Origin of the sequence: Aquimarina sp. AD1 (assembly GCF_003443695.1) — a bacterium.
Taxonomy (GTDB): Bacteria; Bacteroidota; Bacteroidia; order Flavobacteriales; family Flavobacteriaceae; genus Aquimarina; species Aquimarina latercula.
On record NZ_CP031966.1, the window covers coordinates 1,725,455 to 1,751,151 of the forward strand.

Genomic DNA, 25,697 nt, shown 5'->3' on the forward strand with positions numbered 1-25,697 from the left:
TCAAAAAAAAGTCGACAATTAAATTGTCGACTTTTTTTTATTTGATAACTAAAGAGCAGCTCTACAGCGATCAAGATCGCTTCTAGCTCTATCTAACTGTTCTCTAGCTTTCTCTAGAGCTGCTTTATATTCATCAAACTCTTGAAATTCCTTTTTCTGCTTAGCAAGCTGAGCTTTCAACTCTTTTATCTGCCTGTAAGAACTCACAACATTTACATACATCCTATATCGATATGTTGTATCATTAGGATCGATAGCTTCAGTAAGATCTCCAATTTCAGACTCCAGAGATCTATTTATATAATACAGATCTTCTTCTTTATCTGGCCTATCTAACGAATCAATTAGTTTTTCTATTTTAAACATTCCTTTAGAAAAATCTTTCTGAAATTTTGCGTCTTTTTCTACAATTGCTGTACGTTCTCGTAAGACTTCATTTTCTTTAAAAGGTATTCTATCAAAATCAAAAAAGAATGCAGTAACAATTAATGCGGCTGTAAATAAAAATAGTAAGGCAAATTTTAAAACACTATTTCTTCTTTCTTTACTGTTTTTTGGTTTCATTTTCCGAAAATTATATTTAATTACACATTAATCTAATAAGAAGCTTCGTCTATTCTTAACATCAGGTTTAGCGATTACCTCTTCTTTCACAAATATATTAGAATCTGATTTTTTTCCAATATAATCTAGCTCATTTAATTTCTTAAACAAAGAAAGCATCAATTTTGTAAAACTAGAGACATTATGTAAAGCCTTATTAATATCTGTATGCTGATATTCTAAATCCATCATTTCTATCAATACATTCTCAAAAGCTCCTTGATTTAAATCACACCAATCCGATAGATAATTTAGTAGTTCTTCTTTACCTGTTCCTACATACACATCCATATTATTTTTGATCACCCTTGCTAAAGACATTAGTTTAGTAATCATAGTAACCGGGGGCAAATGCCTATCATACAACCTAAATTCTGGCAACATTCCACCTAAATACTGTAATGTATTCTGAGTCAATGTTAAAACCATTGTAGCCAACTCATTAGACTGTTTCTTTTGATAGATCTTTTGTATAATGTTCATAGAATACTTTTCTATAGCATTAAAAAAAGTATGTATTTCAGTATAGATATAACGTAGATCTTGATGGCTCTGTATAGACACACAAGGCGGTATAAAATCCTCTGCTAAAGAAGCAACACCATCATTAAATTCGATTCGTCCTATAGTAATATGATGTCTACCGAACTCTTCTTCATTAGCCTCTGATAAATTGATTACATTAAGACTATATTCAGGTAATACAAAAGGATGCCTCGGAGGCTCTTCCTCTGGATCAGCATCTCCAACAGGAACTCTTCCATAAGGATTCACACTAAGTACTATATAACACTCTTCTTCTGCGCTATTAATCTTATATTCTGTATTAATGATACTCCCCTTTTGTTCTAATGCAGAAGATATTTCTGGTGTGATATTAATAATATAGCCTCCTTTGGTAATCGCCTTACATTTATTAAGCTGTACCTTTATAGTGTCTTGGCCATCCATAGAAAAAACCATATCCACTGCATCATCACCTGCTAAATCAGGTAACAAACCATAATTAATAGCATTAATATCCTTAGAACCTATTAATTGGGAGAAATTAGTAAATGCATTATCAGCCTCAATAAAATGATTCTTATTAATCTTCATTCCGTCAATCCAATTGACACGATGATGATTTTTATTTTTTAATTCCATCTTTTTAAAATATACTTGTTATAGAACATTAAATTAAAATATACTCGTTTTCCTGTAATCAATTACAATGTTCTTTATACAGTTATTATCTTCATGAGTTAAATCTAAGTCCTTTATAACGATACTCTTTCCTTTTATTTTTTCACAAAATTCAATAAAAGTAGTTCGCTTTTTCTTTACGATAATAGGAAGGTCTAAGTTCCCACATAAATAATCCTTAAAATCTTTAGCCGTCAATTTTTTGGTTGATACTAAAATCAATTTAGACTTAAATGATTTTTCATTAATAAAAGGAGCTTTAAATTCATCCTTAGGATCATCTGCTATTGGATCATCTCCAATAGGATCATCTGGTATAACGGATACATCTCTTACCACTATATCATCTTTACGGATTTTTTCTTTTTTCTTTGGCAATACCTCTATAGTTTGTTTAGTAGAGTACTTAAGTTCTCCGTTAACAATTAAGGTAATCGTTTTCTTTCCTTCTGTAGTATATACATATTCAGGGCTTTTCTCTCTAGATGTTCCTCCTAAAGCATTCTCAAAGTTCCACTCCCAAGTTTCTGCGTTTAAGGTATTATCCTCAACTTTTAACTTTTCTCCAACTCTAATTCTAGGAGTTAAAATTTTAAACTTAGCTTTCTTAAGTGGGTCTAAAATTTCTTTTTTCTCTAAAACAGTAACCTTCCTAATTTTAGGGCATTTACCATTAACAATTAACGAAACATTATATTCACCAGGTTTTTTAAAAGTATGGTATGGTTTTCTTCTAGTATCTATAGCCGTACTATCACCAAAGTCCCATTTCCATTCTAATGCTCCTATTGTTTTATCTTCAAACTCAATAGATTCATCAACTCTTATTTCAGTTTCCTTAAAAGAAAATTCGATAATCTCACAAGGAACATAATTCACATACTTAAAGGCAAACACTGTTGCCGTTACTAATATTGTTATTAAAAAAAACAATATCACACTTTTATCCAAATGATAATTTGTTGTTTTATTTGATGTTTTCATTAGTATCTCTTTTCAATATATAATTAACTTACCACTGTTATTTTGTAAGGAAAAACGTTTAAAGATTGTTGCTCTAAAATAGATAAAATATTACTTTTTAAAGAATCCCATTCTACCGAAGAAGTATTCTCTTTCTTATTTTCCAAAAGTTTTACTTCAATACAAGGAATAAGACCTTTAGAAACATGAATATCTGTTTTAAAACCTTTTGACACCTCTACTTCTACTACCTTATTACTACACAATTCATAACAAAGCGCTTTTACATCTTCTCTAGTTACAATTCTGTTTCTAGAAAGCAATGCCCTTCTATAAGCATTTAGTCTTTCTTCCATCCCTAGGTTATTTTTACCTTGGAATGTAGAAGTAAGAAACATACTTCCTTTTTGCTTAAGATCACTACCTTGATAAATACTAAGACTATTACCTGATTTAATCTGATTCGCATCTTCTCCACTAGTCGTCCAATACTCTACAAGAAGTGTATCCTTCTTTTTGTAAGGTTTTACAGAAATATAATTAGTCTCCTCAGAAGACTTTTTCATATCAGAAACCTTTTTCTCTAAAAGAGAAATGTTTTGATTTAATTCATTAATATTAGATTGCAAAAAATCATTTCCAAAAAACGAAAAAGAAGCACTTTCATCTTTTAATAGTTCAATTAAGTGAATCAAATACTCTCTCGCTTTCCTATAATCTAATTTACTTACGTTATCTCTTCTAATAACATAAGTTCCTTTATCATCCGAAGCCGAATCATTTTCTCGCAATCTATAATCCTTCCCAGAGGTGTTAGAAATAGATTTTACATCCAAAAACAATTCTTGCGTACTTATTGGTACAATATCAATATAGTCCTTTAATTGATACGAAATACTCTCCCATTTTCTATTTAATGCTGGAAAAGCATTTACAGTACAGAAAACACTTTCCAAAATCGAGTTATCTACAATTCTAGGAAACTCTATCTTAATCCAATTAAAATCAGCCAAATCATCATGATCCTTCTGATCTATAAATTTAGAAAATTCTTCTGGTATATCCACCTTTGAACTCAACGAAATATCTGATTTTATAGAAATAAAATGTTTTCGATATAACTTCTTTACTTGCTCCTCTATATTACGTGTTTTATTAGGCTTATAATTAAATATGGACTCTAAATTAATTCGCCTAGAGACATCACTATTATAATAACCCGGAAAGGTTTTAAACTCTTGATCTACAAAACTAAAATTCGCGTTTTTAAGATGATGATAAAAAAGCTCATTTTCTTGCACATCTAATAGTTCAAAATAAAAAGAAACATCTTTTAATGAAATTTTATCCTGTTCAGTTTTTATACCTAAATACAAAGTTGATGGTGGCAAAGATCCACCGGACTTTAAAGACAAATCACTAGTTGTTTTTCTTTTTCCTTCTAGTTCAAAAATTTTATTCCCGCAAATCATACGACTAACAGTAGCATCTATCAATTGATTCTGTTGAATTGGGGAGAAATATATATTCTTTAATTCCGTACTCGCATTCTTAGTCTTTATCTTCTTTTTATAATACAATAAATGCTCAGGAGTTATTGTCGTCTTTTTTTCGATTGGTTCCGCATATACAATACCGTGGGCAGGCCGAGATCCATATAACGTTTCTGGCGTCATTAATTGAATTAACCGCTCCGTAATTCGTGTTTGCGAATTATCAATCTCTCCAGAAATTTTTTCTATCTCAGAAGCACAGGCACCAATTAGAAGAGATACCACAGGATCAAAAGAGCTCTCTATCTCATTGGGGGAAACTCCCCAAAGAGAAGCCGCCTTTTTGATCATTCTATTTTTAATCTGAACTTTATTTTCTGTACTCATAAACCCTATTAAAATGAAAGTGGAGCAATATAAAATCTTTCTAAACAAGCAAATTGTTCATTTGTTCTACTCACAACCCCATTTACTTTTATCTCTACTAGTTTCTTAATCCTATTTAAACTTCCTCTGTTTTTAAATTCTTCTTGTTGAATCGTTACATCGACCGTGACTTTCTTAAGTCTTCTTTCTTGAGAAACTATACTCTCCACTAAAGATTCGGAAATAGTGTTACGCAACTTATTTGTACTAGTAAGATTATCAAAATCCACATTCCAAATGGAACACCCAAAAGATTCATCAAAAGTACATTCTCCAAAATACGATGTAGTAATTAAATGAATATACCCAACAATAGATTGATTAAGATCACAACTCTCAATCTCTTTGTTTTTAACAATTCTAAACGTATCTAAAGGCAACTTATAATAAGAAGTATTCATACAGGATAATTTGTGTGCTTTAATTTACTTACAAAGCAAATGCAATTTAATAAAGATTTTATTTATCTACACTTCATAATTCAATAAACTAACTAAAAAAACAACAATCCAAGATTTTATGATTTTATTTTATTGTTATCAGTGGACTAAGACTAGAAAATAAGCATAAGTTTTTTATATTTGTGTAAATTTTATTTTTCAAATGAATACACTTTTTAAAACACTATTTTTATTTATCATTATTGTTGGGGCAATGAGTTGTGGTGGATCTAAAAAAGCAGAACAAGAAGCTTTAGCCCAAGCAAGAAGAGATTCTATTGCGCTAGCGAAACAAAATGCCATCCTTCCGATCCAGAAAAAATATGGAGCAATATTGGGGGTTCCTCCAAAGAAAATAGATAACGTACCTTTATTTGAGTTTATTGATGATTGGATGAATGCACCGTACAAATTAGGGGGAAATACTAAACAAGGAATTGATTGTTCTTATTTTACTCAATACATTTATCATGATATTTATGGTAATTTAATTGAACGCACAGCACAAAAACAATTTGATGCACCAGACACAAATAAGTTTAAGGGTTTACATAACCTAAAACAGGGAGATTTAATCTTTTTTAATAATAAAGGATCTGAATTTCGAGAAATTAGCCATGTTGGATTCTATCTTGGAAACAACAAATTTGTTCATTCTACTTCAAGAAGAGGAAATTCTGGAGGAAATGGAGTTCAAATTAGTGACCTATCAAAACAACCTTGGAAACGAATGTTTGTCGCTGCTGGAAAAAAACCTAAATTTAATAATAACACCAACACTGTAGAAAACTAGAGAAGAAGCTCGCATTCTTTACACCAACTAAACGAATGAAGAACAAAGAGATACAGGACATCTATCAAGAATTAACCACTACCTATCAAAATCTAAAAGCAGAAATTTTTGTTACTGAAATTTTAGAAAACTCTAGTGTTAATCTAACTGATATTGATGTTTTTAACAATAGTACTTTTTCTAGATCCTATAGAAGAGATGTAATTAATTTTAAATTAGACTCCTATTCTGGGAACACAGATAAGTTGCAATTTAATATTGCTAGAAATGGTCTTTATGACACTTTACCTGAAGGACTATTTCATGAACCTGTAAAAGCAAAAAGTAATATTTCTTTTACAGAATTACATCAAAAGCAGAAGAAACAAGAAAAAGATGCTCGATCTTTTTTCTCCCCTTTAGAAAACGAATTTTTCACGCAAAGAGTCAATATTGAAAAAAACGAACGTAAACTAATTAATGAGTTTGCGAACCTAAAGACAGATTTTCTTTTAAAATTTTGGAATTTAGACCCTGAGATTCCTTCAGATTATAGCATTAAACTTTTGCAATTATTACCTTATGTGCACAAAATATCGGGTGAAATTGAACTAACTGCTTTAAGTTTAGAAAAAATTATAGGAGAAAAAGTAACTATTGAAAAAAAGTATAAAACTTTAGATGACAATATAAATGACACTTCTAAAGAACACCAACTAGGAGTTGATTTGGTTTTAGAACTAAAAGAAACTGTAATCTCCTATCCTTGTTGGGAAATAACCATAGGGCCTGTTGACCAAAAAAATATTGATAAATATATAGTAAGTGGTGCTACTAAAAAATTTATTACTATCTTTTGTGACTATTTTATCCCTATGGAAATAGATACAAAAATTAACGTAACATATTCGAGTAAAGAAGAAACATTTGTATTAAATGAGACTAACGGTCCCAGGATGGGTCTAACAACTATGATATGAATTTGATATTACAATCTGCAGCATTAAATGCTGATTTTTTTAAGGTAGGAATCTTACTATTGGCCGTTAGTGCTATTTTAATGGGAGTTGTTGCCGGGTTGAAGAAACTTTTTGTCAAAAACAAAAAGAAGTTTTTACTATACATGCTAGTAGTACTTTTATTATTTGCTGCGACAGCACTATTAAGTAATGAAAAAGTACTTAATGATATACCTTTAAACAGCTTTATTGGTTTCCAAATAATATTTTTATGCTTGGGGTCTTTACACGTGTTTGCTATGCGTAAATTTTTCCCAAACCTATCAGAAGAAGGTCCAACAAAATTCTGGCCAGAATTTTTATATACTATAGTAACAGTATTTGTTGGATTAATTACGTTTCTGTTCGTTGTTGGGATTTACAAACCTGACTACAAATATATTTTCACAGCATCATCAATTTGCTTTCTTATCCCTATAATGATTGTAAAACTTTATGAATTTGCAGTCTCCGTTCCTGTACCTATATACAAAAAATGGTTCTATCCTATTGACAAAAAGATGAAAGATCCTAAAGACGATGAATTAATTAACCCATTGGTTATTTCTTTTGAATTCAATAAAGGTGAAAATATTGATGAGCTGAGCAACTTTAGATTAAAAGCACCAGAAAAAATGGAATTTGGAAAGCTATTCTATTTTTTTATAAATGATTATAATGACAGACATCCCGAAGGTGAAATAGAGTTTTTAGATGATAAAAACAACCCTTACGGGTGGATTTTCTATACAAAACCAAATTGGATAGGTATGCAAACACATGTTGATTTCACTCGAACAATAGAGGGAAATAATATCAAAGAAAATGATGTAATCATCTGCAAAAGAGCATAAAAACTTATTGTTAAAATTTTGTTAAAAAAAGATCTCAATTTACTCGTTGAGATCTTTTTTTTATTAGATAAACTTCACGACAAAGTGCAAATTCCCTGAAAACCGTGTAGTCCTTTTCTTTCTTAATTCACTGATTCCTTTACGCTTAACAATATGATAACAACCTAAGTCTGATATATTTTACTATCTTTACCCTGTACAAGTTACGTTTATTATACTTTATTATTATTATTAATTTAAAAATTATTTATTATGTCTTTTAAAGCAAAATTAAAAGTTGGTGGAAATGAGTACAATGTATTAAATTGCAGTTATGCTCTTTCCCAAGAAACTGACGCAACAGGTCGTCCATCATCTGTAACAAGAGGTGGTATGATTACTATCGAAGTAGAATCTACATCAGACACAAGTTTATCTGATTGGATGTTTAACAATTTTGAAATGAGAAGCGGATCTATTGTTTTCTTAAAGAGAGATACCGAAGCCACTTCTAAAGAATTAAATTTTACTGATGCTTACGCAGTAAAATATAGAGAAAACTTTGATTCTACAGGAAAAAATCCAATGACAGAAACAATTAATATTTCTGCAAGACAAATTGGAATCGGAAACGGTGAACATATAAACGAGTGGGTATAATCCATCTCATTTTATATAAGATTTAAATTAAGGGAGTGGTTTTTTCACTCCCTTTCTTATCTTACATCATCATTTCCTCTATATTACATTTTCTTGTAAACAATAATGGAACTGATAAAGTAGTTATTCACATTAAAATTATTACTTATGTCATTTTTAGCAAAATTAGATCTTGATGGGGAAGAGATAAACATTTTGGATTGCTCTTTTACCTTCAGACAAGATACCGATTACACAGGGAGACCTTGTGCAAAACCACAAGGAGGACAAGTTAGTTTATTAATAGAATCTACTGCCAAAACAGATTTCTTGGACTGGACCATCTCTCCTACTATTACCAAAAGTTGTAAAATTACTTTTTTTAGAAGAGATAATATGTCTAGTCTCAAAAATGTAGAAGTTAAGGACGCTTATTGTATCGAATACACGGAGCATTTTAATGCAGAAAGCACTAAGCCGCTACAGATACATTTAGTTTTATCCGCAAAAGAAATTTCAATTAAAGGAACTACGTTTACCAATAATTGGCCTTCTAAAGTATAATTCTTTTTTTTTTATCAGTTGTGATTTTGAATATTTTCATAATTGAATAGAATATCAAAGAATTTTTATTCTGAGATAATAGTATTTCTGATATTAAATAAACTTACTAAAAACTAATGATACCGTTAAAGTGGTCGCTTTAATATTTATCATAAAGTTTTTAGTTTTTTAGGGGAATATTATTTGATAAAACCGTCTAGAAAGTATCTCTTCTTAATTCTTGGTCTCTATTTGAGAAAGAACGGGAAAAGCTATAAATGATTTTTAAAAACAAAAATCTCTTATCTTAGAATATATAATATAGATATGAGTTATCCTTATTATACCAGATAATACATAGTATTGTTTAAAAACATACTATTTGTTAATCTAAAAATGGTAACTTTATAAAAACCTGTGAAAACTATATTGACAACTTATTGGTTGTTAAATCACTAAAAAACAAAAGACATGGCGTTGCAATCTAACACTCAAATATTTATTGGAGGAACAGCAATAAATGCTTATAAACGATTAATGCTGCATCAAGAAATCGATGCGCATCATGTACTAGAATTAGTTTGTAGAATGGATGTTCTAGAAAATATAACTGGAGATATTGCTTCTCAAACCAAGGATTATCTAGGACAAATCATTACCATACAAATTTCTTCTATTGGAACGTTTTCGGGCTACAAAGAATTTGAGTTTAAAGGAGTGGTAACCTCTGTAAATAGTACTATGGGATTTCATCAACAAAATGGTGACTTAGTAACTATAAAAGCGCATAGTTGTAGTATTATAGCTGATGATGGACCACATTATAATTCTTTTAATGATGTTGATCTCACTACCATTTTAGATGAAACATTTCAAGGATATGATCAGTCTAAATTAAAAACAGTCTTTAACCCTTCTGGATCTGATAACATTCATTATAGTGTACAGAATAAAGAAAGTGCTTTTCAATATTCAAGTCGATTAGCTGCGCAATATAGTCAATGGTTTTACTATGATGGAAGTGCTTTGATATTTGGAAAACCAGAAGATCAAGAAGAAGTTACCTTAACTTATGGACACGATCTTCAGGAATTTTCTTTGGATTTAAAACCTACATCCAATAGTTACAAATATTTTACTAACGACTACCTTACAGATGGACAGCATGAAAAAGCCACGAATGAAGTTAGTTCTGGTGTAAATGGATATAATGGTTTTACTAGCAATAAAGGAGATGAAATTTTCCCTAATGAAACTAATATTTATTTAAATTCTTACAACGATCCATCACTGAAGCAAAGATTAGACACGCATGTAGAGCAACAGAAAAAGGCTGAAGAAATAAAGCAGGTGATTTTTAAAGGATCTAGTGATAATCCTGGTGTTAAAATTGGACAAGTAGTTACCATCAAGGGAGAAGGTGCTGATTATGGTAGTTTCAGAATTACAAAAGTTACTCATACTAATACCGAAAACGGAAGATATCAAAATAAATTCGAAGGAGTTACTGCCGAATTGGATGTGTATCCAAACACCAATTTAATGGCGTTTCCTAAAAGTGAATCTCAGGTAGCTATTGTAAAAGAAAATAGTGACCCTGATGGAATTGGTAGAATACGAGTACAATTCCCTTGGCAAAGAGAAACAGGAGAATTAACTCCTTGGTTACGTATTGTCACTCCGCACGCAGGTGGAGAAAAAGGTTTTCATTTCATCCCAGAACTTGACGAAGAAGTATTAATTGGTTTTGAAGGTGGCAACGCAGAAAGACCTTATGTACTAGGAACCCTATATACAGGAGGAGCCAATCCTGCAAGTTGGAATACCCAAAGTAATGATGTAAAAGCTTTGCGAACCCGAAGCGGTCATACGGTAGAATTGAATGATGCAGACGGATCAGAATTCATAATGATAACAGATAAAAACAAAAATATAATTCATATAGACACCGCTAATAATGACATTACGATATCAGCGGGAGAAAACATGACACTGAATGCTAAAAACATGCAGATAAATGTAGATGAAAATTTAGATATTTCTGTTGGAAAAAATAAAAACGAAACAATTACTGAAGATTATTTTATCAGTGCGACTAATGAAGATCGCCAGATAGGAGAAACAATCAAAGTAATAAGTAGTGAATATAAGCAGGAAGCTCAGGAAATAACTACAGATGCAAGTGGCGAAATCAAAACCAATGCCGGAGGTAAAATTACAATTGCTAGTGCCGAAACAGTTGAATATGGAGAATAAAAGCAGTATTCGTAATACCGCTTCTTTATTGATGGTAATATTCACCGTAATGAGTATTGGAGTTGTTTCTTGTCAAAAGAATAATTCCCAAGAAATTAAGACTACAAAAAAAATGGAAAAATACGAATGGAGACCTACTGCTTGTGCACCGAAATATAATCCTATGCAGATTCATAAGGGACGATTGCTGTATGAAAATGGAGAAAGTATTTATATTCCTTCAGGGCATACATTACATCAAGGATGGGGTAAAATAGGGCCAACACACGTGGTGGGTGAAGACTTAAAACCTGCACCTGTAAAATTAGAAATAACTTGGATTTCCTACTTAGAAAGAAAATTCTATACAGGTAATTTTGACTTGCCTTCAGAAAAAATAAATAAACTTTTTAAAGAAGGCTATATTAATCGACTAGGTAAGAAAGACACCTATGGAAGGATTAATATCGGATTAATTCCAGGAGGAGAAGTTGTCGTATGGATGATGGGAAATGGGTGGTCTAAAGAGATCGGTATATTTAAAGCTTCAGAAACAGAAGTAAGTATTAAGGAATTTTCACCTTATGCAGAACTTTCTATGGAAGAATTTATTGATTCTGTACTAGAAGAAGATTTTAAAGACGAAGTAAAAGCTAAAATGAATCCTGATAGTATTCCATTTGGCAAATGGAATGCGTATAGAAAAAAGTTCGAATGGAAGCCCTCTGTTGCATTTAAAAAAGAAGGAAAGCTTGAAGAAATAAGAATAACATTTTTTAATGGTGAAAGTCTATATACTATTGGTTCAAACAAAATATTAGATCAATTTCAGAATTATGCTATTCCGGATCATATCAGAATGGAATGGACAGACCAAAATAATAATCAATATGGGACTAGAATTTATTTTGAAGAGAATGAAATACACACTGTTTTCGAAAAAATGTATGAAAAGTCAAAAGATGTGCCTACAGAATTGATGTTAACTATTGATAAATATAATAGCGATATTACTATTGCTTTACAGAATGCATCAGAAAGCATCGATATTAAAAAGGCAAGAATAAAAGTATACGAAACTTCTAATTAATAAATATTATGGGAGGTATTGGATTGACAGCTACATCATCGGGAGCTCAAGAGGCTAGCAAAAATGTACTAAGCGGAGTTAATGTGCAAACCGCTCCAGTTCATGTAGGGAATGCGGAGTATGAAGAGTTAACACCAGATGATTCTGTAAATGTCACAGCCGCTGTTTTTTTTGATGGAACAGCCAACAATAGAGAAAATACGAATATTCGTTTGGAGTATGAGAAGATGAAACGAGGTGAGCCACATGATGAGGAGCTTGTAAAAAAGTATCGCGATTTTTGGTGGGGAACTCCATGGAGTCCTAATAAAACAGGTAGCTATGATAATGATCACTCTAATGTATCCCGAATGGAACCAGCTTATGAACCCGTAGAAGAAGAGACAATAAAAAAATTTTCTATTTACATAGAAGGTATTGGTACAGAAAATGAAAGTTCCGATTCTAAAACGGGAATGGGATTAGGTACAGGATCTACTGGAGTCCGAGCTAAAGTAAAAAAAGGGTGTGAAGAAGTATCTAATGCTATTGCAGATTTAAGTATTACAAATATTAACACACTCACTATAGAAACGTACGGCTTTAGTAGAGGTGCAGCAGCTGCAAGGAATTTTATATATGAAATAACTCAAAGAAAAGGGCAATTTAAAAAACGTGTAGGACGCGGTGGAAAAATCTATTATAAGGTAGATTATGGAGCACTTGGTGAATTCCTAGAAGAAAAAGGAATCAAAGTAAAAATGATAATAATTCATTTTGCAGGATTATTTGATACGGTGGCTTCCTTAGGACTGTCTCACGATAATAATACTACTCAATTAAAGTTAAACGCTGTAAAAAAATCTCAGCATACATTGCAACTTGCTGCCGCCGATGAACATCGAAGTAATTTTAGACTTACGGATATCAGAAGTACAGGTAATAGAGGTGTCGAGAAATTTCTTCCTGGAGTTCATTCTGACATTGGAGGCGGTTATGTAGATAATGCAGATGAAGAAGTTCGTCTTGATTATACAATTACAAATCTTAATGATCTAGAAAGAGAAAGGCAATTACTCATTGATCAAGGATGGTTTAAACCTAAAGAAATAACGGTAAGTGATTTTTGGGGAACCCTCACTGGAGATAGAAAAGGGCTAAGTAACAAGTACAGTTTTATTCCTTTACAAATTATGACAAAATTCTCAATTGATAAAAATGTGAATTTAATAATGAGTAAAATCTCTCGAGAGTTTAAAATACCTGCTGAATTAAGTTCAGCTAAAACCATTCTGGATGAATATGTATTTAACGATGGCGTAGAAATGTCTTATGACAATCCAGAACATAGAATATTATTAGAGACGCTTAGAAACCGTTATTTCCATTTTTCTGCTCATTACAGTAGTATAGGTATGGGACCAAATAGAGTAAATGGTAATCGAGAACGAGTAACACAAGCTGGATAACAAAATAATCATGCAACGTGCCCTACCCCATATCAATCAGATTATAAAACTCAATGGAGAGCGAATTACACGCACCTATACTTCTGAGGTGGTTAACCTTATAGAACAAGGTAAAAATAAATCCTCTGCTGCTGTGGGGATCGAATTTGATTTAACTTTTTATGGAATTGATCAAGAAGGGCTTCTAAATTATAGAATGGAAGTTAAAAAGAGATTCCTATTAAATGAAAAATTTAGTGTTATTCGTAAGATAGATAAAGCACAAAAAATTGCGCTAAAAGTTGCTTCAGTTAATGATATTTTAGAACTAAAAGTTGACAAGAGTTTTAAATTGAATAAAGTAAACAACACCAAAGAAATAAGACAAAAATGGAAAGAAGTAAAAATTGATCTTTTAGAAGAATACCCAGATTTGCTTAAAATGACAAGTGATTTTGATTGGCAATTACAAGAAGATAATATTCAGCGCGTATTTTTAGAAGATAATTTTTATCAATTTTTTTTTACTAATATTTTTTATCAAGAATTTGAAGATAAAAAGTTAGCACAACAAGTTAAAGTATCTGCCAATGCCCTTGGTAATATAAACATCCCAATTTTAGAGCAAAAAAAGATTTCTAAACAAGATATTGGGTTCACCAAGGTAACTATTACATCAGATGCCGAAATGGATATTGATCATAAAAAGTTTCCATTAGCTAAGCTTAACGGATTTTTAGGCAAATTACCAACGAATCCAGGTGATAAACACACGTTAGATTTTGAGTATAAAGGTACTTATAAAGTAAAACCCCAATTTGGATTGGTAACCAAAGGAAAATTAAATTACTCCTTCGAAGTAAAGGAATTATATAAAAAAACAACTACCATAACCTTTAATTTAGAAAAAGATGAGTAGTAAAATATATGTATTAGATGGCGCATTATTAGAATGTAATCAGGGCTTTGTGCCTGCTAAGCTTTTAGTAACGCAAAATCAAAAAGTGAAAATCCAAGGCAAGTTTAAAGCTACGGATATGGATGTTCAGGTGCCTGCTACTTTCGGACAATGTAAACTAAAACCAACTAGTGGTGGATATTTACCTTGTATTCCAGCGCTACAAAAGTGGACTAAAACTACTAAAACCTCAACATTAGGAGGAAGTAAAAAGTTCTTATATGAAGATTCTGAATGTATGTGTGGTACTGGAGGTAAAGTTACCATTATGCAACCTATGCAGATCAATACTGGTGGTAATGCTAGTGAAAAATTCAAGGAAATTGCAATGACTATTCCTGGTGCGATGATGGGCAACGACAAAGCTCCCAAGGTAGTAGAAAGTTATTGGATGGATGCTGCTGGTAAAGAAAAGATTGATAAAATCAATTATGGAGAAAAAGCAACCATGTTTGTACAAACGGAAAACATGGAAGTTGGCGAAAAAGTAGAAGTACGAGTAAAAGCAAAAAACGGTAAGGAGATAAAAGAAGGAAAAAATGAGTTAATCTACTCAGGAAATGTAAAAGCAGATGGTACAGTAGCTTTAGATCTAGTATGTATTGATGAACCTGAAAAAGAAGAAACAGCAATTTCCAACTCTAATAGCTCACCAACTACAGTAACTAATAATGAACCATCAAATAGAAACTCTTCTGAAAAGGTAATTTTAGAAACTGGAGTTGTTAATAAAGGAAATCGTATTAACGAAAATGGAAAGATCATTATTGTTAATTCTAAGGGTAAGCGCGCATATGATTGGATCTATGCGGATGCTCCTAGTGAAAGTTTAATGAAAAAAAATGGAATGTCTGGATATGATGTTACAAACATTAATCTTACTAAGTCCTACCCTACTGCGATGCTTAAAACAGAAATGAAAGCGGTTTTATGGAGCTTCTCGGATATCGAAGATGGGTTTGGTAAAAACGGAAGGGATTTGGCCAATCACTTTTTTGATGGACATGGGAGTAACTTTATTTTTGACAACGAATCAAACCCAGTTAGGGAAATCAAAGATTCCAGCCAGTTCAAGGATGAGTTTATACCTAAACTTGAACAAGAATTGGTAGATCAATATAAAAAAAACAACTACGTAACCAAAAATCCGCAAAAAGTATATAATTTTAGAACTAGCCTACCCTACTACAGCGCTTTACAGGGAATGAATCCCAATGTAAACGAAATTGCAACTTTTGTTGGAGGTATTCAAGGTTGCTTAGCTAATTACGAAATTTATGATCAAAATGGTGAAATTGGCGCCACGATTACCAACCTTTCATTTTTTGATACTTTCGGAGCTGGATGGGAAGATGGAGGAGCTGATGGAATGGCTAAACAATGGATCCCTGGATTAGTATCTATGTTTTGTCTTCAACATTTTAAAAACGTAGAAGATAAAAATAAGTTTCAACCATTTGCAATTATGCTAAACATAGAATTATGATAAGATATAGTTATATATCCATATTGATTTGTACACTCCTGCTTTCTTGTAAATCACAAAAACAAGAAATGGAAATTCGTTATACATCCCTTAATGATTATGACGCTAATTATGTCTTTAATTTAAAAAACAACACTACTGGACTAAAAAAAATACATCAATTTACACTAGCAGAAATAGAGGCTCAGAAGCATTTTGTAGACTCTCTAAAAAACTCTAGTTATATGGACAGCTTACCTAAAACATACCAGGATCATCAATACGGTACCTCATTATCGCTTACAGCAACAGATATATCACTTTATACACCACCTCAATCATTAGATCGAGTCCGTGAAAAAGAAATGGTGATGGAATACAAACTTGATGAAGAAAATTTTACTATAAAAAATATTGATATCGGTGATACGTATCAATCATCTTCTTATACTATAAAAGAAACTAAAGAAAGTAATAGATGTATTCTCGAAATAAATAATGAAGAACTTACACTAGAAGGGTTATATCAAATTTTTGAAACAACAAAAAAGCTAAAACATCAATTTGAACACAATATCTTTACTTATCAAATAAATAACAAACAGGAAATTAACATTTTAGATATAACCTATAGTAATAAGGGAACATCGCTTTTGTTAAATTATAAATAAAGGATGCTATGAGTAATAAGGAATTAGAAATAGTTATTGATACCATAACAGCGGCTGACAGACGATTCACTTATAATGAAACGTTGACCTTAGAAAATGTCTTAGAACCTGAAGTTATTAGCGCTTATTTTGCAGAAAAAACATTAAAAAAAGAATCCTTAAAAGATGGCACCTATCAATATACGTTTGATAAAGAAACGAGTACCGATAGCAAAACAAAACGATCCAATGTAGCCAAAGCTATTCATAAAAGTATAAATGATGAATTATCATCGCAACATAAGGAAGTAAAGCTAAAAGATATTACAAAAGTTATTAATGAAAAGGAAACAGGTAAAAAATGGCCTTTACAAAGTCATGCAAAAGATAGCACCTTAACCTTTGACCAATATAAAAACGAAACCAAGATATATTACAAAAAGATTAGTTCTGCACCCATGGGGTATGAGGTATACCTCATTACGGAAACCAAAAATCTTAAAAATAAAACGGTAAAGATCAAGATTCACGAAAAAGAAGAAGGAAAAGAAAAAGTCCTTAAGTTATTAAAAACCAAAGATGATGCTTTACCAGTAAAGGTTTTTGCTAAAAAAGAAGACACTAGTACTGATACAGAAGTTAGTGATTGGATAGAAATAGACGTTAAAGAAGAAAATGGAAACAAAGATGGGGATGATTTATTTTTGTATAAAGAAGAAAACGAAAATAAAATAGAAGTAGGTATCAAAAAAATACAGTTGCGCCCTAAAGAAGACAAAATCAAAACTGAAGGAGAAGACACACATAAAAGTTTTGAGGGTTGGCAAGAAGCTTTATATATCCGAGAAGATGAAACTGAAGAAGGCAAAAAAGCTATAGAAGATTCCGAGACATTAGCTACAACAAGAGCTGCCGAAACTTTTATTACGCTTACCCGCGATGCTGATGCAGATAAAAAAGAAAACAAAAAAAGTTATCCTAAAAAAATAAGTGGCCCAGAAGACATTGGCATTCTAGGGAAAGATGCTGTTTTTACAATAGATAAATATAAATCAAACGCTACTACCAAAGATAAAAATAACATCCGCTGGTGTATTTATGTTGATGATAAGAGTACTGTAATAGATGCCAAAAGTAAAGCAGGTTTATATACATATGCTAAATCAGAATTGATAGATGTAGTAGAAACTACAGCTGCTGATGGAACCGTTACTGAAACCGGCGGCACTAATAAATTAACTATTGTTTTTGACAAAGCTTTGGAGGGTAAAACTATCCAAATAGAACCTTACAGAGGAGCTCCTGATCATAAAGTAGAAAAAGATTGGGTGTATGAAAATACTATAAAAGGGGTTAAAATTTCTAAAAGAGAAACCACTGCTCTTTGGTTAACATCACAATGCGATAGTGTTCAAAGCCCTAACACCACTATAAAAAAAGATTTTATTGGAACTCTAAAACTAATTACACCAAATACTATTCACGTATATCACGATGGTAAAATGAGTAAATTAAATTTAGAAGGATTAACTAAAGTGAAATATAGGTATCACGATAAAAATGGGGAAAAACACAATGTTTGTGAATGTGAGATATATGAAACTTTGAAGATGGGAAGTGGGAATAAAGCTAAAGTGTTAAACACCACAGAAAAAGCTTCCGCAACAATTGTTGATTATAAATCTAAAAACATAACTGGGGTTTCTGCATATAAATCTTATATCTTAAGCAATCAAGATGTTTATACCGAAGGAGAAAAAGGATCTTGGGGTTATACCCATGTATATTATAAAGCGTTAAACGAAAAAATAACAATGGTTAAGCTTCCTTATAACGGATTAAACTATAAAAACGGAGACACTTTGATAAAGTTTGTCTGGCATCAAACATTAAGAAGGTTTAGTCAGCCAGAAGTTTTTGCAGCATTTATTGGTGCATTAGCAAAATGTGGCTTTAAAGATATTAAAAGTGGAGGATCTTGTTACGAAGATGGAAGTAGTTACCCAAGTTTATCTCACAATAATGGCTATGCAATAGATACTAGCTATATAGACAATACGAGAGAACAAAAACTTATTAATGCTCTAAAAGATTATGGTTTTTTAGTTCAATATAAAGGTACTAAATCAAAATTTAGTAGTTTAACCGGAGCTACCGCGTTAGGAGGTCATAATGATCATTTACATTCAGGAGGAGCTCCTAAGAATGGTACAATAAAATTTAAAGCTAAATATAAATAATAATGAAAGTGTTGAAGTCCATATTTATATTGCTAATACTCTTCACTTCCCTGAATAGTTGTTATAAAAAAAAATATCATAACAATAAAACAAGTGAAGTTACTTCGATTAGTAGTAATGATGAATCTAATCTCGATTCTTTTTCTATTTCTTTACCCGTAGGAAATAAACTAATACTTACTGATTTCCCAGAAGTTGTAAGTTTTGACAACAAAAAATTAAGTTCAACATTAGATTCTATATCACATCATTTTGATAAAATCAGTTCTACAAAAGAATCAAAATGTTTGGCCTCTAACATACCTATCGAATATCCTTATTATGAAATAAAAGAACTATTAGAAGATTCCAAATCTGTTTCGTTTGAACATATTTTAAAACTTCCTCAAAAAAAGGGATTAGATATTTCTATTGAAAAAGTCTCTAAGAAATGTAATGATAATAATAACTTGGAAATTCAATATTGTTTAGTGATAAAAAAACAAAACAAACTAATCAAACTTTATAATATTGGTTATACTTTATTTGGGGATTTAACAGAAACCTCTAAATATTGGTTTATCGACAATAACTATATCATTAACACAAGAACCATAAGTAGTGTCTCTGGAAATAATGAATATTATGTTCATATGTTAAATAAGTTCACCCTAAATGATGAAGGGATTTTAATCAATTATTTTGAGAAATCTGATGGATCATATGAAAACAAATATGAAAAAGGTTTAATAAAAGATCATTTAAAACATGGATCTTGGATAGAAAAAAAACCAAATTATGGTTATGTCAATTCAGAAACTTATGTTGAAGCCAAATATTCCAATGGAATTCCTGTTAAAAAATGGTATTATTATATGTTAGAAACTATTGAGGAGATAAATGACGAAGGATACGTAATAAATACCATTACCCAAAAAACAGATAAACTTCTAATGACCGAAGAATATTCAGATAAAGGAGTTCTACTTAAAAGAGAAATTATTGGAAATAAGTAAATGAAAAACATATTACCTTTAATACTATCTATTTTATTTCTTAGTAGTTATACAACAAAGATAAGTTCTCAAGAAATAAGCACAAATTTAAATAAAAAAAGTACTTCTTCAACTATAGAACAAGGTGCTGTTTTAAGGGACCAATCAGAAGTTGAATATTTATCCGAGACTTTATATATAAACAGCAAATATCCGTTTGAAGGAAAACTAGATGCCCTAAAACCTTTAATAAAAAAACCTGATACTATCCAAAAACAGATAGATGATTGTGGAACTATTATCGATGATTCTGATGAAATATGGAATTATCTAAATTGTGAAATTGAAGTATCAAAAACTGAATATGTATTCAGAGAAATAGATTTAAAATCTTCTAATTTTACCATTAAACATAAGAATGTTATTTTTTCAAAAAAATATACGCTACTAAATTTTAAAGAAGATTTCCCTGTTTCCTTTGTAAAAAATAAGAGTAAGGAAAAAAATGGAATAATTACAATCAACATGTTCTCACATCCTTTATCTGATGATCTTTATATATTTACATTTCGAAACGAAAAACTAGTGGAGCTTCGTTATTTCTTTCCATGTTAATGTTTCATAAAGAATAAGAAAGTAGTATTCAAGGAGAAAAACTATTATATCAATTCGAAAACAATTATCTAACAGGAGTTTATTAATCTTATGAAAAGCCTTCAAATATTCATTTTGCTCATTTCTATCGTTACTGTAACCTTATCTTTTGGACAAGAGAAGTTTAATTATAAGTTTTTAAACGATTATTCTACTAAAGAAGTTCCACTAGAAGAAAAAACGAAATTAGATCATAACGCACCGACGAATCACATTACAGTAATTCAAAAAAAAGCACTTCATTTTGATAAAATCACAGAAGATTGGAAACAAGTAGATTGTGGAGTACTTTATAACCTCAAATTATCCGAAAACTATATTACTTGGGTCCTTTATTATTATTGGGGCGAAGAACTTCATACCACCCTTGTAAATTACGATTTAGAATATAACTTTATCGATTCAGAGCAACTTGCAATGGATGAAAACGCAGAAGGATGGACTTTATCAGAAAGTACTATTACCCGACACCGTATTCACAGAATGGATGCATTATATATCGAACCAGAACAGATAGAATACATAAATTTTATTTTTAAAGATACAGGTGAAATTGTTAGTGAAAAAGAATATTACAATGGAGACATCCCAGATACCTGTATTCATTATTTTGATCCATTAGCAGTAAAATATGTACAAGCATTAAATGGGCTTAATATCAGAGATGAAAATGGAAACAAAATTGGAAAATTACTGTATGGAGAAAAAGTAAATATTATAAAATATACCAATAAAGAATTATCTGTAAATGATAATGGAAAAATCATAAATGGCTCTATAGTAGAAATATGTAATTATGAATCTGGTTACAACAAAAGAAGATATGTTTTTGATGGATATCTTGTTGATGATACCGCATTAAAACTATATAATACTCAATTATGTCCAAATATGCTTACAGAGGATGATAAAGACCCTTTTAATAACGGAGAAAGGGTTTGTTTAGATGATATATACTCAATTATTTTAGAAAAACTACCCAATAGTATCCCCACTAATTTTATCACCAAAAATGATAACGTAATAATAGAAAAAGGAGAAATAACTCTACCGTTAACAAATGGGAAGAAAAAAACATTCGTTAATAACACAAAATACCTAGAGAGTACGGAATCTTATGAATATATTGGATTTTTAGAATCATTCAATTACCACTTAATAGCAGGAAGTTATTTTGAAGAAGGAGATTTCTTTTTTGTTGATCAAAATAATGGAGAAATAAAAACTAGGTTCCCAAATTACCCACATATTTCGCCAGACAAAAAAACTATAATTTGTTTTTATTTTAATCCGTATAATCATCGTTCTGAGTTTTTCATTTATACAATAGACAATAAGAATCAAATTACTTTAAAACGTATAATAGAAATAGTTTATTGGGGACAAAATATGGAGAACACAGAAATTCTCTGGACTTCTAATCTCTCTTTTCTAGTAAAAGCAACTCCTATAGCCACGATGTGGGAAAGCTCGGGGAATTATAATAAATCCTATCAGAATATACATATTAAAATACATAAATAAAAAACTTAATATAACATTTTATTCCAATAATCTTAGAGGTTTTAGTCTGTCCAAAATAGAATACCCGCTTCCCTTCCATAAATTTCTATCACACACCTATAAAACATTTTCTAATGTATAGGGGTAACAATTACACTATAGATTGTATATAAAGTAGAACGTACAAAATAAAGGGGGAAAACAACCCATTTTTGTGTAAGAAAAGGTAAAAATAACGTTGCTAACTATAAGATTTTTAAAATTTTAAGTATTTTTATAAGAGAATAGTTAGGTACTATTTTTGATAGTTTTTACACAATTCGAATATACATTCTTTCCCCAAATCGTTCGAACTGTTAACTATCACTATAAATCGTATACTAATAGTTGACTAAATAATGAGTTTTTAGCATTAGGGCATTTTACAAAACTGGAAATAAGGAAAATCATGGCACTGCAATCAAACACACAAATTTTTATCGGAGGATCTCCTATAAAAGCCTATAAAAGACTAATGTTACATCAAGAAATTGATGCACATCATGCGTTAGAACTTTTATGTCGAATGGATGTATTAGAAACTATCGCAGGAGAAATTGCCTCGGAAAGCAAAAATTATCTTGGCGAAATTCTAACCGTAAAAGTATCCTCTTTAGATACTGTAAACGGATATAAAGAATTAGAGTTTAAAGGTATTGTTACCTCAGTAAGTAATACAAAAGGATTTCATCAACAAAGCGGTGATCTAGTTTCTATAAAAGCACATTCTTGCAGCATTATTACGGATGATGGTCCACATTATGACTCTCATAGTGATGTTGGACTTTCTGAAATATTGGATAAAACTTTTCAGGGATATGATAAGTCTAAACTTGATACTAATATTAGTCCTCAAAACTCAGAAAGTCTTCATTATAGCGTACAGCATAATGAGAGCGCTTTCAAATATGCTAGTAGATTAGCTGCCCAGTACAGCGAATGGTTTTTTTATGATGGTAGTAAACTAGTATTCGGAAAACCCGAAGATAAAGAAGCAACAGAACTAAATTACGGCCATGATTTACAAGAATTCTCTTTAAATCTCAATCCTACTCCTAATAATTTTAAATATTTTACGAATGATTACCTAACCGATGAGCAGCACGAAATGGCTACTGCCCAAATAAATTCTGGTGTCAATGGATTTAATGGTTTTACAAGTCAAAAAAGTGAGGCAATCTTTGCTAAAGAAACAAGCATCTACGTAAACTCATATTATGATCCGCAATTAAAAAAACGACTAGACAAACACGTAGAGCAACAAAAGAAAGCAACAGAAGTAAGACAAGTTGAAATACATGGAGTAAGTGATAATCCTGGTGTAAATCTTGGTCAAGTTGTAAAAATAAAAGGAGAAAACTCTGATTATGGAAGTTTTAGAATTATAAGTGTATCTCATAATTCTACGGAAAATGGAAAGTATCAAAATCGTTTTGTAGGAGTAACTGCTGATTTAGATGTCTATCCTAATACTAATATGATGGCATTTCCAAAGAGTGAATCACAAGTAGCTACTGTAATGGATAATGCCGATCCAGAAGGAATGAGTCGAATAAAAGTTCAGTTTCCATGGCAAAAAGCAACCGGAGAAGAAACCCCATGGCTTCGTGTTTTAACTCCGCATGCAGGAGGTGGTAAAGGTTTTCAATTTACACCTGAAAAAGATGAAGAAGTTATCGTAGGTTTTGAAGGAGGTAATGCAGAAAGACCTTATGTAATGGGAGCTCTTTTTACGGGAGGTAGTAATGCTGGAGATTGGAAAACTGAAAAGAATGATATCAAAGCGATCAAAACTCGAGGTGGTCATACACTATCCTTCTCTGATGAAGACGGAAAAGAAACGATTACTATTACTGACAAAAATGGGAATTCTATCATCTTAGACACTTCCAAAAAAGAAATAAACATCAGTGCTCCAGAAAAAATTAATTTTTCTTCTAAAGAAATTAATATTAATGCATCGGAGACCGTAAATATTGACGGCACAAATAATGTAAATGTTAAGTCCAAAGAAATCCTTAATGATGGTAGTGCTAAAGTTACTATCAATAGTGGAGCCAAGGTCGAAGTCGGAGCACCTAGTACTTTGGTAGAAGGAAAAGCAGAACTAAAGCTTACTAGTAAAGGAATGACGGATATTGATGGTACAGCAATGACTAATGTAAAAGGAGGTTTGTTAAATCTAAATTGTGGGTAATATATCATGAATAATGAGCATAATCCTATAGCGCAATTAATTACTACAATCCAACAAAAATGGATTAATGAAGTCAGTCCGTATAATCATATTCAATTGGTGCGATGGTTAATCAAACCTGATCAAGCTAGATTATATGAGGGGTTTCTAAGATTAGAATCTACTCCAAATGGAGGACTTCCCGATGTTCCAATTGTGTTGCTTACGGCTTTCGAAACAAAAGAAACTCACAGCAGAAAATTAATAGAAGATTGGATTGAAACTTTTAAAAAAGACGAAAAATTACAACAAGAACTAAAAGTTAGGAACTTAAAATTCAATTGGAATATTGCGGACTATGAAGCGAAACTAGAAAATGAGAATACTGATTGTAATATTTTATTATTGGAGATGCTCAGTACTTTTCAAAAAGCAATGCCTAACCCTCAACTACATTTAACTTTATCGCTTTACCCCTACTCTATAGAAGACACTAAGGACTATAGCAAATGGATTGACAACCTTATACAATTAGGGATGCCAGATAAAGTAAGACTTATGTTTTTTGATTATGTAGAAGAAAGACATTTTGATCAACTTATAAAAACACATCAGGATGTTTCTAAATCTTTAGCTGTGCCCATTGATTTACAAGGTGCTATTAACAAAATAGCAGCTGCGGGAGATCCGAATGATCCAGAAGTTCAATTTAGACAATGCATGATCGAAATGTCTAAAAGTGTAACTAAAAAAAATCTCCCACGACTTCATAATTGGGGTAAAAAAGGATTAATGATTACTCAGAAATCTGGAAGTAAATCTGCCTTTGCTACTGCTCATGTCATATATGCTGGAATGCTTTTCAATTTCAAAGAATATCAAATTATAGAAGAATTACTACAAAAAGGTATGGCTATAGCAAAACAAGGATTATCAGTAGGTGATGATACTTGTAAGCCAATTATTGTACAAAATTATGGGTATCAAGCAAGTTGTAAGCAATTACAAAAACAAAAAGACACAGCAGCAGATTTATTTTGTAAACAAGCAGAAATGTCTATTGAATATGGTTTTGGTCCACAAGCATTGACAGCATGGTGGTTGGGATATAATGTAATAAAAAAAAGAGACAAGAAACGCTATACAACTATTATTACTGAGGCATACCAATATGGAGTAACATTGCCAACAGAACTAATAAAATCTACGTGTATGGCATATATCGCAGCGGATTATTATAACAGTTGCGAAAAAAACAGAAATACTGAAGAATGTGAATCTATTGATCTCTTCATGAAAGAAATTGAAGGAGAAGAATGGAGAGAACAAGTAGAAACACATCGTAAAGAAATGGAGAAAAAAAGTCTTTCAATTTTAAACTGGTTCTAGAT

22 protein-coding genes are annotated in these 25,697 nt (G+C 31.2%); 17 read left to right on the forward strand and 5 right to left on the reverse strand.

The annotated features are described in order from the left end of the window. Positions 1-48 precede the first annotated feature (48 nt). The 5 genes from tssO to D1815_RS07840 are packed head-to-tail and all read right to left on the reverse strand — an operon-like array spanning position 49 to position 5,071. Positions 49-564, reverse strand: a complete 516-nt coding sequence (gene tssO / locus D1815_RS07820; RefSeq protein ID WP_027392878.1) for a type VI secretion system TssO — start codon at positions 562-564, stop codon at positions 49-51. Positions 565-591: 27 nt separating this feature from the next. Next, positions 592-1,749, reverse strand: coding sequence for a hypothetical protein (locus tag D1815_RS07825; RefSeq protein WP_118386540.1), 1,158 nt, complete (start codon positions 1,747-1,749; stop codon positions 592-594). Positions 1,750-1,782: 33 nt separating this feature from the next. Beyond that, positions 1,783-2,772 (reverse strand): PKD domain-containing protein, encoded by a 990-nt coding sequence (locus D1815_RS07830; protein ID WP_118386541.1) that lies wholly within the window; start codon positions 2,770-2,772, stop codon positions 1,783-1,785. A gap of 23 nt (positions 2,773-2,795) precedes the next feature. Then, entirely contained in the window at positions 2,796-4,631 is a 1,836-nt protein-coding gene (locus D1815_RS07835) for a type VI secretion system baseplate subunit TssF (RefSeq protein WP_118389918.1), read from the reverse strand. A gap of 8 nt (positions 4,632-4,639) precedes the next feature. Then, positions 4,640-5,071: a GPW/gp25 family protein gene (locus D1815_RS07840; RefSeq protein ID WP_027392882.1), complete on the reverse strand. Its 432-nt coding sequence runs from the start codon at positions 5,069-5,071 to the stop codon at positions 4,640-4,642. Between the two features lie 202 nt (positions 5,072-5,273). Between D1815_RS07840 and D1815_RS07845 the strand changes: the two genes are divergently transcribed. From D1815_RS07845 to D1815_RS07925, 17 genes are all read left to right on the forward strand, one after another. Next, positions 5,274-5,903, forward strand: coding sequence for a C40 family peptidase (locus D1815_RS07845; RefSeq protein WP_081415589.1), 630 nt, complete (start codon positions 5,274-5,276; stop codon positions 5,901-5,903). A 35-nt stretch (positions 5,904-5,938) separates the two neighbouring features. Continuing rightward, positions 5,939-6,862, forward strand: a complete 924-nt coding sequence (locus D1815_RS07850) for a hypothetical protein (RefSeq protein ID WP_027392883.1) — start codon at positions 5,939-5,941, stop codon at positions 6,860-6,862. After that, entirely contained in the window at positions 6,859-7,734 is an 876-nt protein-coding gene (locus D1815_RS07855; RefSeq protein ID WP_118386542.1) for a TssN family type VI secretion system protein, read from the forward strand. Before D1815_RS07850 ends, D1815_RS07855 begins: the two co-directional genes overlap by 4 nt. A 252-nt stretch (positions 7,735-7,986) precedes the next feature. Continuing rightward, positions 7,987-8,373, forward strand: coding sequence for a type VI secretion system tube protein TssD (tssD, locus tag D1815_RS07860; protein ID WP_118386543.1), 387 nt, complete (start codon positions 7,987-7,989; stop codon positions 8,371-8,373). A gap of 147 nt (positions 8,374-8,520) precedes the next feature. Continuing rightward, entirely contained in the window at positions 8,521-8,916 is a 396-nt protein-coding gene (tssD, locus tag D1815_RS07865; protein ID WP_108803055.1) for a type VI secretion system tube protein TssD, read from the forward strand. Between the two features lie 450 nt (positions 8,917-9,366). After that, complete coding sequence (locus tag D1815_RS07870) at positions 9,367-11,151, forward strand: type VI secretion system Vgr family protein (protein ID WP_118386544.1); 1,785 nt, start codon at positions 9,367-9,369, stop codon at positions 11,149-11,151. Next, positions 11,141-12,220: a DUF2931 family protein gene (locus D1815_RS07875; protein WP_158594438.1), complete on the forward strand. Its 1,080-nt coding sequence runs from the start codon at positions 11,141-11,143 to the stop codon at positions 12,218-12,220. Before D1815_RS07870 ends, D1815_RS07875 begins: the two co-directional genes overlap by 11 nt. Positions 12,221-12,228: 8 nt before the next feature. Beyond that, a complete protein-coding gene (locus D1815_RS07880) occupies positions 12,229-13,668 on the forward strand; it encodes a DUF2235 domain-containing protein (protein ID WP_118386545.1) in 1,440 nt (479 codons plus the stop codon). Between the two features lie 10 nt (positions 13,669-13,678). Continuing rightward, complete coding sequence (locus D1815_RS07885) at positions 13,679-14,566, forward strand: hypothetical protein (protein WP_118386546.1); 888 nt, start codon at positions 13,679-13,681, stop codon at positions 14,564-14,566. Beyond that, entirely contained in the window at positions 14,559-16,091 is a 1,533-nt protein-coding gene (locus D1815_RS07890; RefSeq protein ID WP_118386547.1) for a PAAR-like protein, read from the forward strand. The genes D1815_RS07885 and D1815_RS07890 overlap by 8 nt, the downstream gene beginning before the upstream one ends. A 68-nt stretch (positions 16,092-16,159) precedes the next feature. Further along, the gene (locus D1815_RS07895) at positions 16,160-16,741 is read left to right on the forward strand and encodes a hypothetical protein (protein ID WP_118386548.1); all 582 of its coding nucleotides are present in this window, start codon (positions 16,160-16,162) and stop codon (positions 16,739-16,741) included. An 8-nt stretch (positions 16,742-16,749) separates the two neighbouring features. Beyond that, positions 16,750-18,960: a hypothetical protein gene (locus D1815_RS07900; protein ID WP_118386549.1), complete on the forward strand. Its 2,211-nt coding sequence runs from the start codon at positions 16,750-16,752 to the stop codon at positions 18,958-18,960. A 2-nt stretch (positions 18,961-18,962) separates the two neighbouring features. Then, positions 18,963-19,955, forward strand: a complete 993-nt coding sequence (locus D1815_RS07905) for a hypothetical protein (protein WP_118386550.1) — start codon at positions 18,963-18,965, stop codon at positions 19,953-19,955. Further along, complete coding sequence (locus tag D1815_RS07910; RefSeq protein ID WP_118386551.1) at positions 19,956-20,549, forward strand: hypothetical protein; 594 nt, start codon at positions 19,956-19,958, stop codon at positions 20,547-20,549. A 90-nt stretch (positions 20,550-20,639) separates the two neighbouring features. Continuing rightward, complete coding sequence (locus D1815_RS07915; protein ID WP_118386552.1) at positions 20,640-22,112, forward strand: SH3 domain-containing protein; 1,473 nt, start codon at positions 20,640-20,642, stop codon at positions 22,110-22,112. A 427-nt stretch (positions 22,113-22,539) separates the two neighbouring features. Continuing rightward, on the forward strand, positions 22,540-24,327 hold the full coding sequence (locus D1815_RS07920) for a type VI secretion system Vgr family protein (protein WP_118386553.1): 1,788 nt from the start codon (positions 22,540-22,542) through the stop codon (positions 24,325-24,327). 6 nt (positions 24,328-24,333) lie between these two features. Beyond that, complete coding sequence (locus D1815_RS07925; RefSeq protein ID WP_118386554.1) at positions 24,334-25,695, forward strand: hypothetical protein; 1,362 nt, start codon at positions 24,334-24,336, stop codon at positions 25,693-25,695. The last annotated feature ends 2 nt before the right edge of the window (positions 25,696-25,697 follow it).

Excerpts from the sequence above, each read along its gene's own strand:
- tssO (WP_027392878.1), bottom strand. The coding sequence starts at position 564 with ATGAAACCAAAAAACAGTAAAGAAAGAAGAAATAGTGTTTTAAAATTT.
- D1815_RS07825 (WP_118386540.1), bottom strand. The coding sequence starts at position 1,749 with ATGGAATTAAAAAATAAAAATCATCATCGTGTCAATTGGATTGACGGA.
- D1815_RS07830 (WP_118386541.1), bottom strand. The coding sequence starts at position 2,772 with ATGAAAACATCAAATAAAACAACAAATTATCATTTGGATAAAAGTGTG.
- D1815_RS07835 (WP_118389918.1), bottom strand. The coding sequence starts at position 4,631 with ATGAGTACAGAAAATAAAGTTCAGATTAAAAATAGAATGATCAAAAAG.
- D1815_RS07840 (WP_027392882.1), bottom strand. The coding sequence starts at position 5,071 with ATGAATACTTCTTATTATAAGTTGCCTTTAGATACGTTTAGAATTGTT.
- D1815_RS07845 (WP_081415589.1), top strand. The coding sequence starts at position 5,274 with ATGAATACACTTTTTAAAACACTATTTTTATTTATCATTATTGTTGGG.
- D1815_RS07850 (WP_027392883.1), top strand. The coding sequence starts at position 5,939 with ATGAAGAACAAAGAGATACAGGACATCTATCAAGAATTAACCACTACC.
- D1815_RS07855 (WP_118386542.1), top strand. The coding sequence starts at position 6,859 with ATGAATTTGATATTACAATCTGCAGCATTAAATGCTGATTTTTTTAAG.
- tssD (WP_118386543.1), top strand. The coding sequence starts at position 7,987 with ATGTCTTTTAAAGCAAAATTAAAAGTTGGTGGAAATGAGTACAATGTA.
- tssD (WP_108803055.1), top strand. The coding sequence starts at position 8,521 with ATGTCATTTTTAGCAAAATTAGATCTTGATGGGGAAGAGATAAACATT.
- D1815_RS07870 (WP_118386544.1), top strand. The coding sequence starts at position 9,367 with ATGGCGTTGCAATCTAACACTCAAATATTTATTGGAGGAACAGCAATA.
- D1815_RS07875 (WP_158594438.1), top strand. The coding sequence starts at position 11,141 with ATGGAGAATAAAAGCAGTATTCGTAATACCGCTTCTTTATTGATGGTA.
- D1815_RS07880 (WP_118386545.1), top strand. The coding sequence starts at position 12,229 with ATGGGAGGTATTGGATTGACAGCTACATCATCGGGAGCTCAAGAGGCT.
- D1815_RS07885 (WP_118386546.1), top strand. The coding sequence starts at position 13,679 with ATGCAACGTGCCCTACCCCATATCAATCAGATTATAAAACTCAATGGA.
- D1815_RS07890 (WP_118386547.1), top strand. The coding sequence starts at position 14,559 with ATGAGTAGTAAAATATATGTATTAGATGGCGCATTATTAGAATGTAAT.
- D1815_RS07895 (WP_118386548.1), top strand. The coding sequence starts at position 16,160 with ATGGAAATTCGTTATACATCCCTTAATGATTATGACGCTAATTATGTC.
- D1815_RS07900 (WP_118386549.1), top strand. The coding sequence starts at position 16,750 with ATGAGTAATAAGGAATTAGAAATAGTTATTGATACCATAACAGCGGCT.
- D1815_RS07905 (WP_118386550.1), top strand. The coding sequence starts at position 18,963 with ATGAAAGTGTTGAAGTCCATATTTATATTGCTAATACTCTTCACTTCC.
- D1815_RS07910 (WP_118386551.1), top strand. The coding sequence starts at position 19,956 with ATGAAAAACATATTACCTTTAATACTATCTATTTTATTTCTTAGTAGT.
- D1815_RS07915 (WP_118386552.1), top strand. The coding sequence starts at position 20,640 with ATGAAAAGCCTTCAAATATTCATTTTGCTCATTTCTATCGTTACTGTA.
- D1815_RS07920 (WP_118386553.1), top strand. The coding sequence starts at position 22,540 with ATGGCACTGCAATCAAACACACAAATTTTTATCGGAGGATCTCCTATA.
- D1815_RS07925 (WP_118386554.1), top strand. The coding sequence starts at position 24,334 with ATGAATAATGAGCATAATCCTATAGCGCAATTAATTACTACAATCCAA.